At 62.3% G+C, this 13,471-nt stretch carries 13 protein-coding genes; 1 reads left to right on the top strand and 12 read right to left on the bottom strand.

All coding sequences use genetic code 11. The features are described 5' to 3' along the window. Nucleotides 1–77: 77 nt before the first annotated feature. Both H7687_RS12960 and H7687_RS12955 read right to left on the bottom strand, forming a co-directional pair. Nucleotides 78–1,457, bottom strand: coding sequence for a GGDEF domain-containing response regulator (locus H7687_RS12960; RefSeq protein ID WP_183347995.1), 1,380 nt, complete (start codon nucleotides 1,455–1,457; stop codon nucleotides 78–80). Nucleotides 1,458–1,532: 75 nt separating this feature from the next. Continuing rightward, nucleotides 1,533–3,890 (bottom strand): DNA internalization-related competence protein ComEC/Rec2, encoded by a 2,358-nt coding sequence (locus H7687_RS12955; protein ID WP_183348138.1) that lies wholly within the window; start codon nucleotides 3,888–3,890, stop codon nucleotides 1,533–1,535. Nucleotides 3,891–4,260: 370 nt separating this feature from the next. Between H7687_RS12955 and H7687_RS12950 the strand changes: the two genes are divergently transcribed. After that, nucleotides 4,261–4,716: a DNA-binding transcriptional regulator Fis gene (locus H7687_RS12950; protein WP_183347993.1), complete on the top strand. Its 456-nt coding sequence runs from the start codon at nucleotides 4,261–4,263 to the stop codon at nucleotides 4,714–4,716. Nucleotides 4,717–4,719: 3 nt separating this feature from the next. Here the strand turns inward: H7687_RS12950 and H7687_RS12945 are convergent, their stop codons facing one another. The 10 genes from H7687_RS12945 to rpmF form a co-directional block, all read right to left on the bottom strand. Next, nucleotides 4,720–5,604: a radical SAM protein gene (locus H7687_RS12945; protein WP_183347992.1), complete on the bottom strand. Its 885-nt coding sequence runs from the start codon at nucleotides 5,602–5,604 to the stop codon at nucleotides 4,720–4,722. Nucleotides 5,605–5,828: 224 nt separating this feature from the next. Beyond that, nucleotides 5,829–7,076 carry a serine hydroxymethyltransferase gene (gene glyA, locus H7687_RS12940; protein ID WP_183347991.1) on the bottom strand — a complete coding sequence of 416 codons (1,248 nt, stop codon included), beginning with the start codon at nucleotides 7,074–7,076 and terminating at the stop codon, nucleotides 5,829–5,831. A 130-nt stretch (nucleotides 7,077–7,206) separates the two neighbouring features. Beyond that, nucleotides 7,207–7,653: a ribose 5-phosphate isomerase B gene (gene rpiB / locus H7687_RS12935; protein WP_183347990.1), complete on the bottom strand. Its 447-nt coding sequence runs from the start codon at nucleotides 7,651–7,653 to the stop codon at nucleotides 7,207–7,209. 1 nt (nucleotide 7,654) lies between these two features. Further along, nucleotides 7,655–8,887: a beta-ketoacyl-ACP synthase II gene (gene fabF, locus H7687_RS12930; RefSeq protein ID WP_183347988.1), complete on the bottom strand. Its 1,233-nt coding sequence runs from the start codon at nucleotides 8,885–8,887 to the stop codon at nucleotides 7,655–7,657. 84 nt (nucleotides 8,888–8,971) lie between these two features. Further along, entirely contained in the window at nucleotides 8,972–9,205 is a 234-nt protein-coding gene (acpP, locus tag H7687_RS12925) for an acyl carrier protein (RefSeq protein ID WP_012531540.1), read from the bottom strand. 137 nt (nucleotides 9,206–9,342) lie between these two features. Continuing rightward, entirely contained in the window at nucleotides 9,343–10,083 is a 741-nt protein-coding gene (gene fabG / locus H7687_RS12920; protein ID WP_183347986.1) for a 3-oxoacyl-[acyl-carrier-protein] reductase, read from the bottom strand. Then, entirely contained in the window at nucleotides 10,083–11,015 is a 933-nt protein-coding gene (fabD, locus tag H7687_RS12915) for an ACP S-malonyltransferase (protein WP_183347984.1), read from the bottom strand. Before fabD ends, fabG begins: the two co-directional genes overlap by 1 nt. 177 nt (nucleotides 11,016–11,192) lie before the next feature. Further along, nucleotides 11,193–12,173 carry a beta-ketoacyl-ACP synthase III gene (locus H7687_RS12910; RefSeq protein ID WP_183347982.1) on the bottom strand — a complete coding sequence of 327 codons (981 nt, stop codon included), beginning with the start codon at nucleotides 12,171–12,173 and terminating at the stop codon, nucleotides 11,193–11,195. Beyond that, nucleotides 12,170–13,222: a phosphate acyltransferase PlsX gene (gene plsX, locus H7687_RS12905; protein ID WP_183347980.1), complete on the bottom strand. Its 1,053-nt coding sequence runs from the start codon at nucleotides 13,220–13,222 to the stop codon at nucleotides 12,170–12,172. The genes H7687_RS12910 and plsX overlap by 4 nt, the downstream gene beginning before the upstream one ends. A gap of 53 nt (nucleotides 13,223–13,275) precedes the next feature. Beyond that, nucleotides 13,276–13,458, bottom strand: a complete 183-nt coding sequence (gene rpmF / locus H7687_RS12900; RefSeq protein WP_015721360.1) for a 50S ribosomal protein L32 — start codon at nucleotides 13,456–13,458, stop codon at nucleotides 13,276–13,278. Nucleotides 13,459–13,471 lie beyond the last annotated feature (13 nt).

Raw genomic sequence — 13,471 nt, 5'->3', positions numbered from 1 at the left:
GCCTTTGCGTTAAAAACAAAAAAACCGGCAAGACTACTGTCCGGTCTGATGCAACGTTAGTGTCATCCCGTGCCCGGTCAGGGGGGCGTGGTGAGCCTTTCGGCGTGGAAGGCGCGGTTCTTGCCGGCGCTCTTGCCGCGGTACATGGCCTGGTCCGCCATCTCCAAAAGTTCCGCCTTGGTCGTGGCATCGTCGGGGGCACAGGCGTAACCGAGGCTCACGGTGAGCCTGATGGCAAGCCCGTCGGCCTTGGCGAAGGTGTGCCCCTCGATGGTCTTCCTGATACGCTCGGCAACGATAGCCGCCCCCTCCATCCCGGTCTCTACCAGTACGATGGTGTACTCGTCACCGCCATAACGGATGACGGCGTCCACGTCGCGCACGCTTTTCCTGACCAGCGAGCCTACCTCACGCAGGACGCGGCTGCCGATCAGGTGCCCGAAGTTGTCGTTCACGGACTTGAACAGGTCGATGTCGAGGAAGAGGATGCCCAGGTTGGAGCCGTAGCGCTCACAGCGCTTGAGCTCCCGCTCCAGCACCACGTCCAGGTAGCGGTAGTTGTACAGGCCGGTCAACTCGTCTATGTAGAGGAGATCCTTGGCGATGTTGTAGCGCGCGGCGTTGTCCAGGGCCAGCGACCCCTGGTCGAGCAGGAAGGAGATGTGCCTGCGGTTTATGTCCCTGGGCAAAATGACGCCGGGGTCGTTGAACAGGATGATCACGCCCTGCAGCTCGTTCTTCTGCCGCAGGTAAAGGCACATCGCCTCGGTCACCTCACTGCCGTATTCGGCGTCGTCGGCGAGAAAGTTCCTCAGAAGCAACAGGTTGGTGCTGCCGTCATCGCGCAGATCGCACTCGCTGATCACTGCCTGTCCCAGCAGGTGCGCGTTCAGCTCCTCGATTCCTTTCAACTCGCGCAGCGTGAGCTGCCCGTTGTCCATGAAATACCCGAGCGCCCGGGTCACGCCTACTTCCTTCACCACGGCGTCGGTCAGCATGGAGTAGATCCGCTCGAGCTCGAGACAGTTGGCGATGTTCTGGCTCACCTGGAACAGGTTGACCAACCCCTTCAGCTCGAGGTTCTCGTCGAGAAGCCTGCGCTGCTCCATGCAGTGCGCAACGATGTGGCGGAACTCGTCCTGGTTGATCGGCTTGATGAGATAGTCAGTGGCGCCGTTTTTGAGGGCGTAAATGGCGGTTTCTACGTTTGCGTGGCCGGTGACCATGATCACCGCGGTGGCAGGATCTAGCCTTTTCACCTCGGAGAGGATGTCGAGGCCAGACACATCGCGCATCACCAGGTCGGTGACGACCAGGTGATACCCTCCCCTGCTGATCATTTCCAGCGCCTCCTCTCCGGAAGCGGCCACTTCGACGCTATAGCCGTCTTCCTTGAGCAGGTCGGTATAGACCTCTCGGAAAAAGCTGTCGTCTTCGACTAAAAGAATTCTTTCCATGCAAAGAATCTCCTGGATGATCGGGTGATACAGGGGGCAATGCCAGCATAAACTAGCAGATAGAACTCTTGAGTGTCAATTAAAATGCCCATACGGAGCGGATAATATAACATCACCATCCGCTTTGCAGACGGCCTCGATGGTGCCTTCCAGGTCGGTCCGGTAGATCCTGACGCCGTGGCTTTGCAGTGTGTCCAAGGTATCAGCCGCAGGGAGCCGGAAGGCGTTACCGTGTCCTGCGGATATGATCGCAGCGGCCGGCCGCACCGCTGCTACGAAGGGCTCGCAGGAAGAATACCTGCTGCCGTGGTGCGCCACCTTCAACAGGCTGCACCGCTGCACAACACCCCGGTCGAGAAGTTCCCGCTCTTCCCGCATGCCGGTATCGCCGGTGAAGAGAATCGAACTCCTGCCGTGGACCAGCCTGAACACCAGTGACGTCGCGTTGGCGTCCGACTGCGGCGCCTGCCCGACGACCGGCCATAGCGGCTCGAGCAGCGCTCCCCCCACCTGCAATGGCGTCAGGTCCCCTCCAAGTTGCCGCACCGTCACCGCCCGTGCGGCCAGCACCCATTTCAACTGCTGCAACTCAGGGGCGGCCAGGGTCTCGCGGTGGACGACGAATTGCCCCACTTCGAAATTCGCCGCCAGGTACAGCACACCCTGCAGGTGGTCCGGATGTCCGTGGGACAGGACCAGGTAATCGATGCGCCGTACCGATAGGGCCCTCAGCGCAGGGAGCAACAGGCGCGAACCTACCCTGGTATCGGTGTCGGTGGCATTGCCGCCGCCGTCGACCAGCATCCACTTCCCGTCCGGCAGATGCACCAGCGCGGCATCCCCCTGCCCCACGCTCAGAAAGTACACCCGCATGTTGCCATCGTTAGCCTGGGCAGCCGGCGCCGCACGCACGACGAGGATGGCAAGCAGCGCCATAACCGTCGTGCATCGCCACCCTCTCGACTTGAAGAAGGTGATCGTGCAGAGCACCAGGCATGCCAGCAGCAGGTCCAACCGGGTCGGGACGTACCCGGTAAAAACGGGTGCGTGGAAGAGTTGCTCGACCACCTGATCCGACCAGCGCACCAACATGGCGGCAAGATGGAGCAGTACAGTGGCAGGGGCTTGCCACAGGCAGCTCAGGACCAGGGCGCTGAAGCCGAGTACGACGGCGCCATAGCCCATGAGCGGCACCACCAGGAGATTGGCAAGCAGGCCCACCAGCGAAACCCGCTGGAAATAATAAGCCACATGAACGGAGGTGGCGATAATGGCTGCCGCGGAGGCGACGACAACTAGCAGCACCCAGCGCCCCATTCTTCCCGCCTTGTGCTGCGGGTTGGGCAAAGTAGGGGTCAGGACGGACAGCCCCCAGATCGCCAGGAAGGAAAGCTGGAACGAAACGTCGAATGCAATTTGCGGTGCGGCAAACAGGATCGCGCAGGCGGCCAGCATGATGGTGTGCACGGGGTCCACTTCGCGTTTCATCTGCAGTGCTGCCACGACCACGCAGATCATCAGCACGCTGCGCAGCGTTGCGGGCGCCTGCCCGGACAGGAACAGGTAGAAAACCACCATGGGCAGGGAGGCGAGCATCACCAGCGGTCTCAGCTTGAGATGCAGGGCGAGCCACTCGGAGCGCCGGGCCAGGTAATAGAGGAACTGGCACAGAGACAGGAACACGATGCCGACATGGAAGCCGGAAATGGAAAGGATATGGTTCACCCCGCTGCGGGCAAAAGCCTCTTGCAACTGCTCCGGCACGTCACCCCGATCGCCCAGGAGCAGCGCCTTCAGGACTCCCCCCTCCGCCCCCGGCTCCACCTTCACGATGAAACGCCCCAGCCTTTCCGCCAGCAGGTCGATGTCGTGCAGCCACCCCTCTCCGGCGCGCAGCAACACCAGGTCATCAGCCGTCAGCACAAATCCGGTGACGTGCACCTGCTGGTAGGCCAGTCGGCGCACCCAGTCTGACTCGCCGGGAAGCCCAAGGTTGCGCGGCACCCTGAGCCGGGAAGAGAGCTTAATGCGGTCTCCGATGTGCAGTGCCGCGCGCCCCTCTTTCACGAACACCAGCAGCCGCCCCGACGCACTCTGTTCCCGGCCGTCGACACTGACCCTCTTCACCTGCAGATACACCCTGCTCCCTCCCGTCGAGCCTGGTTCGGGCCGAGCGTCCAGCACCCCCTGGATCGCCACCAGCCGGTCCGAGGCGAAGCGCTCCAGACCCGGTGTCGGTCTCAGGAAAGGCTGCAGCGACAATTGTCCCCACACGAAGAAGAGCAGGGCCAAGGCCATCAGAAAGGGGTATCGCGAGCGGAGGAAGGAAGCGGCCAGAGTCAGGCCAAGAAGGGCGCCGAGGCACCAGGTGGGGGGGAAGGTATCGAGCAGGTCAGTGGTGGCCAGGCCTGCGATCAACGCGGCAAGGGGCACCAGCAAAGGTCTTTCCAGAGTTCACCTCCCCGCTTCCGGAGTGTGAGCGCCATCACCAAAACAATTAAAAACAACACACGTTATAGCAGACGGCAAGGGTTGCACAACGCCGGCTGTGCATTCCCATACTGCTGTTCAGACTTCGCAACAGGCGCAAATACTCGATATTTCACCGCAAATCAAATCTCGAACAGGCTCGTTGTGCAGGTTTAGCACAGACAGGCCTTTTCCGAGCCCATCGGACACAGCCCCACGCACCATCTTTTTTTACAATAAGATCAATCAGTTACCGCACACACTCCACCACGGTCAGTTTTGGTACGCCAGTTGTAAAAGAAGAGGAAAACGGCACAACATCCGGGAGGACATCATGGCATACAGAGATCGCAGCACCAATGAAAGGTCTGGCTCTTACGCTTATACCATCATGGAAGTACGCCTGAGGAAGAAGGGAGCACCGGAAGGGACCAAGGACGACCTGCGCTACATGTCCGTGGACAGCCACTGGGACACCCTGCGCTTCGTGCAGGACAACATGGACCAGTGCGTGGGTAACGTGGTGCGGCTCAAGCGGACCGAACCGGTGCGTCACACGGTGAACGAGAGTGCCGAGCTGTTCCAGAAAAACCTGGAGCCCCTGGTTTCCACCCTGGCGGCAACCCAGGGCCAGGGCGTGATGGACAAGCTCTCGGCCTCACTGAAGAAGGCCCTGCTGCTGATGGTCATGGAGCGCTACCAGAGCGACCGCGAGAAAGCCTGCCGGGTGCTCGGGATCTCCCGGGAGAAGTTGGAGAGCGAACTGAGGCTCTGCGGCGTGGCGAGATAGGACCTAGTAGTATTCCTCTTGATAAGAAGGGATCTCCGCATACCAGCGGGGGTCTCTTTTTGCTTTCAGGAGCGCAGCGTCCACGGTATCGATGAGACGCTGCCGGTCCTTGGGATAGCTCCCGGCCAGGCAGAGAAAATTGGAGACGTGGTTGGAGCGCAGGATGGTCCCCTGCGGCGCCAACCGTTCCAGCAGCGCGCGGGTTTCCAGCAGGATCTCTCCGTGGCTCAGCGGCTCGATCAGCTTCAGGAAATCGTCGTTGTGGCGTTGGAACATGGTGAGCAGGGAAAAGTATTCCGGTGACAGCGCCGTGATCCACTCCGCGGTGGCGGCAGCATGCTCGGCGCTGCGCTTTCTTCCCGCCAGCCCGAGGATCGCGGTAATGGAGAGTTTCATCCCGGCAGCCTTCGCCTTTCGGCACTGCTCCAGCATCTGTTCCGGCTCGAATCCCTTGTCGATCAGCCGCAAGGTTTCCGCATCGCCGCTTTCCAGGCCGTAGTACAGGATGCGCAGCTTCTTGCCCCGCAGGGAGGCAAGATCATCGCCGCTCTTGAGGTTGAGGCTGTTGGGCGAGGCATAGGCGCCCACGCGGGTCAAGGCAGGGAAGACCTGATTCAGTTCATCGAGAATCCGCTCCAGCCCCTGCTGCGGGTAGACCAGGGCATCGCCGTCAGCGAGAAACACCCGCCGCACGCCCGGACGGTAGCGCGGCGGGATGGACCGGATCTCCGCGAAGATCTCGTCCAGCGACCGGACCCGGAACTGCTTCATCTTGTACATGCCGCAGAATTTGCACCGGTTCTGGGAACAACCGATGGTGATCTGGAAGATGAGGCTGCCGGCCTCGGAAGGCGGGCGAAAGAGCGGCTCGTGGTAGGTGAAGAACATGTGGCGGATCCCCTGAGTGTGGCGGATTTCAGTCTGCGGCAGGTAATGTAGCTGATAAGCGGCCAAAGGGCAAATCCCCTCTGTCTCCCCTTCGCAAAGGGGAGGACGTCAGTTCGCGTGCAGTGCTTGATAGGATGCACAAGACGCACTTTGCTCCCAAATAAATAAAAAAAAGGGGACGATGACATCGTCCCCTTTTTCGTTACTGCAGTAGCGGCCGCTCCCTACTTGAGGCGGTCGGCGTAGAGCGGGAAGCGCTTCATCAGCGCGTTCACCTGGGTCTTCACGGCGGCGAGCTTGGCTTCGTCGTTGACGTTGCCCAGGACCTCGGCGATGAAGCCTGCCACCTGCTCCATCTCGGCTTCTTTCAGGCCGTGGCTGGTGGCTGCCGGGGTGCCGATGCGGATACCGGAGGTGATGAACGGCGAGCGGGTATCGAAGGGGATGCCGTTCTTGTTGACGGTGATGCCGGCGCGATCAAGCGCCTCCTCGGCTACCTTGCCGGTCAGCTCGGTCTGGGAGAGGTCGACCAGCATGAGGTGGTTGTCGGTGCCGCCGGAGGTGAGCTTGAAGCCGCGGCTCATGAGGCCGGCGGCGAGCGCCTGGGCGTTCTTCACGATCTGCTGCTGGTACTGCTTGAACTCCGGGGAGAGCGCCTCTTTGAAGGCGACGGCCTTGGCGGCGATGACGTGCATCAGCGGGCCGCCCTGGATGCCCGGGAAGATGTTGGAGTTCAGGGTCTTGGCCCAGTCCTCGCGGCACATGATCATGCCGCCGCGCGGTCCGCGCAGGGTCTTGTGGGTGGTGGTGGTCACGAACTCGGCGTAAGGAACCGGGCTCGGGTGCAGGCCGGCGGCAACGAGACCGGCGATGTGGGCCATGTCCACCATGACCACGGCGCCCACCTTGTCGGCGATGCGACGGAAGGCCTCGAAGTCGATGATGCGCGGGTACGCGGAGGCGCCCACCACGATCATCTTCGGCTTGTGCTCGACGGCGAGGCGCTCGCACTCCTCGTAGTCGATGGTCTGGGTCTCCTTGGAGACGCCGTAGGGGACGATGTTGAAGAGCTTGCCGGAGAAGTTGACCGGCGAGCCGTGGGTCAGGTGGCCGCCGTGGGCGAGGTTCATGCCCAGCACGGTGTCGCCCGGCTTCAGCACGGAGAAGTAGACCGCCATGTTGGCCTGGGAGCCGGAGTGCGGCTGGACGTTGACATGATCGGCGCCGAACAGTTCCTTGGCGCGCTCGATGGCCAGGTTCTCGACCTTGTCCACCTCGTGGCAGCCACCGTAGTAACGCTTGCCGGGATACCCCTCGGCGTACTTGTTGGTAAGAACCGATCCCTGCGCCTCGAGGACGGCCGGGGAAACGAAGTTCTCCGAGGCGATCAGTTCGAGGTTGTACTCCTGGCGCTCAGTCTCGTGCCTGATGACTTCCGCCACTGCCGGGTCGAATGTTTCCAGTACTGACATGTCTGACTCTCCTAAGTGAAAAAGTGCTGTTGAAATGAGAAAACGGGACTCTGGGAGTCCCGTTCTGTGCTTTAGAATCGTTTGTCTTACCAGTGCCGCTGTGCTGATCCGCTCGCTTTTGGGTGGTGCATCATCCCTTGAGTTCGCGCTCCAGTTCGGCGATCTTGTCCAGCCGATTCTGGTGCCTGCCCGCGGCGAACTCGGTGTCGAGCCAGGCCGCCACCATCTCGCGGGCCTTCCCGGTCTCCAGCACGCGGCCGCCCAGCACCAGGATGTTGGCGTTGTTGTGCTCCTTGGCCATGGTCGCCATGAAGACGTCGGTGGCCAGGGCCGCGCGGATGCGGGGGAACTTGTTGGCCACGATGGACATGCCGATGCCGGTGCCGCAGACCAGGATCCCCTTCTCGGCGCTCCCCTCGGAAACACGGCGGGACACCGCTATCCCGAAATCGGGGTAGTCGACGGAATCGCCGTTGTGGGTGCCGAGGTCTTCGCAGGGAAGACCGCGCTCTTCGAGCAGTTTCCTGATCTCGTTCTTCAGTTCGAGGCCGCCGTGATCGCTACCGAGGACTATCATGCTAGACCCTCTTGAAGAGCAGCGACGCGTTGGTGCCGCCGAAGCCGAACGAGTTGCTCATGGCGTACTCGAGCTTCGCCTCGCGCGCCGTGTTGGGCACGTAGTCGAGGTCGCACTCGGGATCCGGATCGGTGTAGTTGATGGTCGGAGGTACCACCGAGTTCTTCATCGCCATCAGCGAGAAGACGGCCTCGACGCCGCCGGCGGCGCCGAGCAGGTGACCGGTCATCGACTTGGTCGAGGAAACCATCAGCTTGGTGGCGTGATCGCCGAAGACGGTCTTGATCGCCGTGGTCTCGCCGACGTCCCCGAACGGAGTCGAGGTGCCGTGGGCGTTGATGTAGTCGACCTGCTCCGGGTTGATGCCCGCGGTGCGCAGTGCCATCTTCATGCAGCGCGCCGCACCCTCGCCGCCCGGGGCGGGAGAGGTCAGGTGGTAGGCGTCGCCGGACAGGCCGTAGCCCACGACTTCGCCGTAGATCTTGGCCCCGCGCGCCTTGGCCGCCTCGTACTCCTCGAGCACCACGATGCCGGCACCCTCGGAGAGGACGAAGCCGTCCCTGCCCATGTCGAACGGACGGGAGGCGCCAGCCGGGTTGTCGTTGTTGGTGGAAAGCGCCTTCATCACCGCGAAGCCGCCGATGCCCAGCGGGGTCACGGTGGACTCGGTGCCGCCCGCGATCATGGCGTCGGCGTCGCCGCGCTGGATCATGTGGTACGCGTCACCGATGGAGTGGGTGCCGGTAGCGCAGGCGGAAACGGAAGAGACGTTCGGGCCTTTCGCGCCGTATTTGATGGAGATGTGTCCCGGAGCCAGGTTGATGATCAGCATCGGGATGAAGAACGGGGAGACCTTCTTGTACCCCCCCTCCAGCAGCGCGGAGTGGTAACGCTCGATGGCCGGCAGCCCGCCCAGGCCGGCGCCCACCAGGACGCCAACGCGCTCGGCGTTCTCCTCGGTGATCTGCAGACCGGAGTCTTCCATGGCGAAGTGTGCCGCGGCCAGCGCGTACTGGATGAAGAGATCCATCTTCTTGATCTCTTTCTTGTCGATGAAATCCTCAGCGACGAAGTCCTTAACCTCGCCAGCGATCTTCACCGGCAGGTCGGAGGCATCGAAACGGGTGATGGGAGCGATGCCGGACGTGCCGGACACCAGTGCGTCCCAGTTCTTGCCGTTACCGGTCCCCAGCGGGGAGACCACGCCTACCCCCGTGACAACAACTCTTCTCATACTCTGAACTCTCCTTAGGTACTGTTGACTCATGGCCGCCCGGAGGCGGCATGAAAAAGGGGAAGCATAACTCCCCCCTCTCTACTAGGTGTGATCAGTGATGTAGTCGATTGCGTCCTGTACCGACTGGATCTTCTCGGCGTCCTCGTCGGAGATCTCGATTTCGAACTCTTCCTCAAGGGCCATCACCAGTTCCACGGTATCCAGGGAGTCGGCGCCCAGGTCGTCCATGAAGGAGGACTCGTTGGTCACCTGAGCCTCGTCAACACCAAGCTGCTCAGCGACTATCTCTTTAATGCGTTTCTCGATCGAAGCCATTCAATTACCTCCATTTGATTGTAACGTTAGACGTTATTTGATTTGTTTTGCCCAAGACTGCTATTTCATAGCATGAAAAGTAGAATTTGCAAAAGGTATTTTTGGCGCTGAAAGTAAAAACAACGCCGTCAGCCAGCTCACATGTACATGCCGCCGTTCACCGAAAGAACATGACCGGTGACGTATGCCGCTGCGTCGGAAACGAGGAACAGCACAGCCCCCGCTATGTCATCCGCACTGCCCAGTCTGCCCATGGGAATCTGCTCCTGGAGCGCTTCCCTGGTCTTGTCGGAGAGTTCCGAGGTCATGTCGGTCTCGATGAAGCCGGGGGTGACCGCGTTGACTGTGACGTTTCTCCTGGCGAGCTCCTTGGCCACCGACTTGGTCAGGCCGATCATGCCCGCCTTGGAGGCGCAGTAGTTGGCCTGGCCCGGGTTGCCCATCTCGCCCACGACGGAGGAGACGTTGACGATCCTGCCGTAGCGCGCCTTGGACATCAGCTTGGCCGCCTCGCGGGTGCAGTTGAAGCAGCCCTTCAGGTTGATGTCGAGCACCGCGTCCCAGTCCTCTTCCTTCATCCTGAGGAGCAGGCCGTCCTTGGTGATGCCGGCGTTGTTGACCAGGATGTCGACCTTGCCGAAGGCTTCCACCGACTGCTTGAAGAGGTTCTCGACCTCGGCGGCCACCGAGACGTCGACCTTGACGGCCAGGGCCTTGCCACCAGCGGCGACGATCTCGTCGGCGGTCTTGGCGGCGCCCTGCTCGGTGGTGGCGGTCACCACCACGGCTGCGCCCTGTTGCGCGAGTTTGAGGGCGATGGCCCGACCGATGCCGCGGGAGGCGCCGGTTACGACTGCTACCTGTCCGTTCAGACTCATTACGCCACCTCCGTGATTGCTTTTACGCCTGCCGCGTCCTGCACGTTCACGCAGGCCGCTTCCTTGTCGATCCTCTTGACGAGGCCTGCCAGCACCTTGCCCGGGCCGATCTCGACGAAGTTGGTGACGCCGGCGGCGACGATGTTCTGGATGATCTGCTCCCAAAGGACCGGCGCGCAGACCTGCTCCACGAGGAGCGGCTTGACGCGGGCCGCGTCGGAGTTCGGCTTCGCCTCGACGTTGGAGACCACCGGGGCGGAGAGCGCGTGCACCTGCACCGCCTCCAGCGTCTGGGCCAGCCTGTCGGCGGCGGGCTTCATCAGCGCGCAGTGGAAGGGTGCGGAGACCGGCAGCAGCATGGCCTTTCTGAAGCCCTTGGCCTTGGCGATCTCGATGGCGCGGGTCACGGCGCCGGTATGGCCGGCGACCACGATCTGGCCCGGGGAGTTGAAGTTGGCCGGGGAGACCACCTCGCCCTGCGCCGCCTCGGCGCAGATTTCTTTCAGCACGTCCGCCTCGGCGCCGAGGATGGCGGCCATGGCCCCCACCCCGACCGGTACGGCGTCCTGCATGTAGCTGCCGCGGGCCCGCACGGTCCTGAGCGCGTCGGCGAAGTCGAGCGCGCCTGCGGCGACCAGCGCGGAGTATTCACCCAGCGAGTGGCCGGCCACGAAGGAAGGCACCAGCGGCGACTCCTCCTTGAGCACCCGGAATGCCGCGACGCTGGCGGCCAGGATGGCCGGCTGGGTGTTCGCGGTGAGTTTCAGATCCTCCTCGGGCCCCTCGAAGCAGAGTTTCGAAAGGGAGAAGCCGAGCGCGTCGTCGGCCTCCTCGAAGGCGACCTTGGCGGTCTTGAAGTTATCCGCCAGATCCTTCCCCATCCCGGCGTGCTGGGAACCCTGCCCCGGGAAGATGAATGCATAGGATTGCATAGGTAACCTCTTTTCTTTTGCTGATTAGGCGTAATTTCCGCCAGATACGTCCATCTCCCCTCTCCCTCCGGGAGAGGGTCAGGGTGAGGGCGTCCGCAGCTGCAACTACTCAATTCCGGGCAACTCCCTCACCCGCCCTTCGGGCACCCTCTCCCGGAGGGAGAGGGGACGAAGCACTTACCAGCGCACCAGCGCGGAGCCCCAGGTGAGGCCGCCGCCGAAGGCGTCGAGCAGCAGCAGGTCGCCTTCCTTGAGGCGTCCGGCGCGCACCGCCTCGTCCAGGGCGATCGGGATCGACGCCGCCGAGGTGTTGCCGTAGCGGTCCAGGTTGACGAAGACGCGCTCGCCGGTGATGCCGAGGCGCTTGCCGACGGAGTCCACGATCCTCTGGTTGGCCTGGTGCGGGATGAACAGGGTGACGTCGTCGGGGGTGAGACCGTTGGCCTCGAGTGCCTCCAGGGCCACTTCGCCCATGGAGCGCACGGCCAGCTTGAAGACCTCGTTGCCCTGCATGGTGAGGAACACCAGCCCGTCGTCCACGTTCTGGTGGGTGGCCGGGTTACGGCTGCCGGCCCCTTTCTGGTACAGGATGTCCCAGTAGTTGCCGTCGCTGTGCATGTGGGTGGAGAGGATGCCGCTCTCCCCTTCCTGCGCCTCGAGCACCACCGCGCCGGCGCCGTCGCCGAAGAGCAGGCAGGTGTTGCGGTCGTTCCAGTCCACGATGCGGGACAGCACCTCGGCGCCGATCACCAGGGCCTTCTTCACCTGTCCGGAGACGATGAACTTCTGGGCGGTGGCGAGGGCGTAGATGAAACCGGAGCAGGCTGCGGAGAGGTCGAAGCAGAAGGCGTTGGTGGCCTTGATGGCCTGCTGCACGATGCAGGCGGTGGCGGGGAACGGGAAGTCCGGGGTGAGCGTGCCCACCACGATCAGGTCGATTTCCTCCGCCTTCACCCCGGCGGCGGCCAGCGCCCGCTCTGCGGCGAGGGTGGCGAAGGTCGAGGTGTATTCCCCCTCGGCGGCGATGCGGCGTTCCCGGATACCAGTCCTGGTGACGATCCACTCGTCGGTGGTGTCCACCATCTTCTCCAGGTCGAAATTGGTCAGCACTTTCTCCGGCACGGCGGAGCCGGTGCCGGTGATTCTCGGTCTAATCATGAAGCAACCCTTTCTGTGGCGTCCGGGTTCTGGCCGGTACGCTCGCGTGTCTCACCGGGGAAGCTCTCGTTGAGCTTTTCGGCCATGCGGCCATTGACCCCTTTGAGTGCGTATTCATGGGCAAAGCGGATCGCGTTCTTGATTGCCTTGGTGTTCGAACCGCCGTGGCAGATCATCCCCACGCCGTTGATCCCAAGCAGAGGCGCGCCGCCGTACTCGGCGTAGTCTACGGTCTTCTTGAAATTGTTGAAAGCCTTGCGGCTTAAGAGGTAGCCGATCTGGGACAGGAAGCTGCGCTTGATCTCGGCCTTGAGCATCTTGCCCACCGCCTCGGCGAGCCCCTCGGAAAGTTTCAGCGCGACGTTGCCCACGAAGCCGTCGCAGACCACGACGTCGACCGAGCCGTTGAAGATGTCACGGCCTTCCACGTAACCGATGTAGTTGATGGGCTTGTCGCGCAGGAGGGCGCTGGTTTCCCGGGTGAGCTCGTTCCCCTTGCTGTCCTCCTCTCCGTTGGAGAGCAGGCCAACCCTGGGCTTGTCCACCCCCATGACGAACTTGGCGTACACCTCGCCCATGACGGCGAACTGGACCAGGTGGATGGGCTTGCAGTCGACGTTGCCGCCGACATCGAGAACGAGGGTCTTACCGGTAACGGTGGGAAAGAGTTGGGCGATTGCGGCGCGGTCGATCCCCTTCATCCGTTTCAGGACGAACATGCCGGCCGCCATGGTGGCGCCGGAGTTGCCGGCGCTTACCACCGCGACGGCCTCGCCACCCTTGACCAACTCGAAGGCGACGCGGATGGAGGAGTCCTTCTTCTTGCGCACCGCATCGGAGGCGGAGTCGTGCATGCCCACGACTTCGGAGGCGTGCCAGAGTTCGATGTCCAGCCCCTTGCAGTCGTGGCGGGCCAGTTCGGCCTGCACCTTTTCTACGTCGCCGACCAGAGTTACGGGGATGCCGAACTCTCTGGCGGCGGCTACCGCACCTTCTACTTCAACATGAGGGGCGTTGTCGCCCCCCATTACATCGACAGCAACTCTCATATTTCCCCTAGGGAGCGGATTCCGAACAGTCACGGCTTAGGTGAAACGAAATCCTAGAGCTCTTCAGCCTTGAGCACCTGACGTCCCTTGTAGGTACCGCAGGACGGGCAGACGCAATGCGGCAGCTTCGGGGCCTTGCACTGCGGGCAGGTCGAAACGGTCGGAGCGGTGAGGAAATCGTGTGCACGCCTCATGTTTTTGCGCGACTTGGAGGTCTTCTTCTTAGGTACAGCCATGGTGTTCTCCTTT

Source organism: Geomonas paludis, from assembly GCF_014193585.1.
Lineage (GTDB): Bacteria > Desulfobacterota > Desulfuromonadia > Geobacterales > Geobacteraceae > Geomonas > Geomonas paludis.
The sequence above is the reverse complement of the archived record's forward strand: the minus strand, read 5'-3'. Positions and strand labels throughout refer to the sequence as shown.

What these genes read in the sequence shown, in the direction of transcription:
- H7687_RS12960 (WP_183347995.1), bottom strand. Translation starts at nt 1,457, where the DNA reads ATGGAAAGAATTCTTTTAGTCGAAGACGACAGCTTTTTCCGAGAGGTC.
- H7687_RS12950 (WP_183347993.1), top strand. Translation starts at nt 4,261, where the DNA reads ATGGCATACAGAGATCGCAGCACCAATGAAAGGTCTGGCTCTTACGCT.
- H7687_RS12945 (WP_183347992.1), bottom strand. Translation starts at nt 5,604, where the DNA reads ATGTTCTTCACCTACCACGAGCCGCTCTTTCGCCCGCCTTCCGAGGCC.
- glyA (WP_183347991.1), bottom strand. Translation starts at nt 7,076, where the DNA reads ATGTCAGTACTGGAAACATTCGACCCGGCAGTGGCGGAAGTCATCAGG.
- rpiB (WP_183347990.1), bottom strand. Translation starts at nt 7,653, where the DNA reads ATGATAGTCCTCGGTAGCGATCACGGCGGCCTCGAACTGAAGAACGAG.
- fabF (WP_183347988.1), bottom strand. Translation starts at nt 8,887, where the DNA reads ATGAGAAGAGTTGTTGTCACGGGGGTAGGCGTGGTCTCCCCGCTGGGG.
- acpP (WP_012531540.1), bottom strand. Translation starts at nt 9,205, where the DNA reads ATGGCTTCGATCGAGAAACGCATTAAAGAGATAGTCGCTGAGCAGCTT.
- fabG (WP_183347986.1), bottom strand. Translation starts at nt 10,083, where the DNA reads ATGAGTCTGAACGGACAGGTAGCAGTCGTAACCGGCGCCTCCCGCGGC.
- fabD (WP_183347984.1), bottom strand. Translation starts at nt 11,015, where the DNA reads ATGCAATCCTATGCATTCATCTTCCCGGGGCAGGGTTCCCAGCACGCC.
- H7687_RS12910 (WP_183347982.1), bottom strand. Translation starts at nt 12,173, where the DNA reads ATGATTAGACCGAGAATCACCGGCACCGGCTCCGCCGTGCCGGAGAAA.
- plsX (WP_183347980.1), bottom strand. Translation starts at nt 13,222, where the DNA reads ATGAGAGTTGCTGTCGATGTAATGGGGGGCGACAACGCCCCTCATGTT.
- rpmF (WP_015721360.1), bottom strand. Translation starts at nt 13,458, where the DNA reads ATGGCTGTACCTAAGAAGAAGACCTCCAAGTCGCGCAAAAACATGAGG.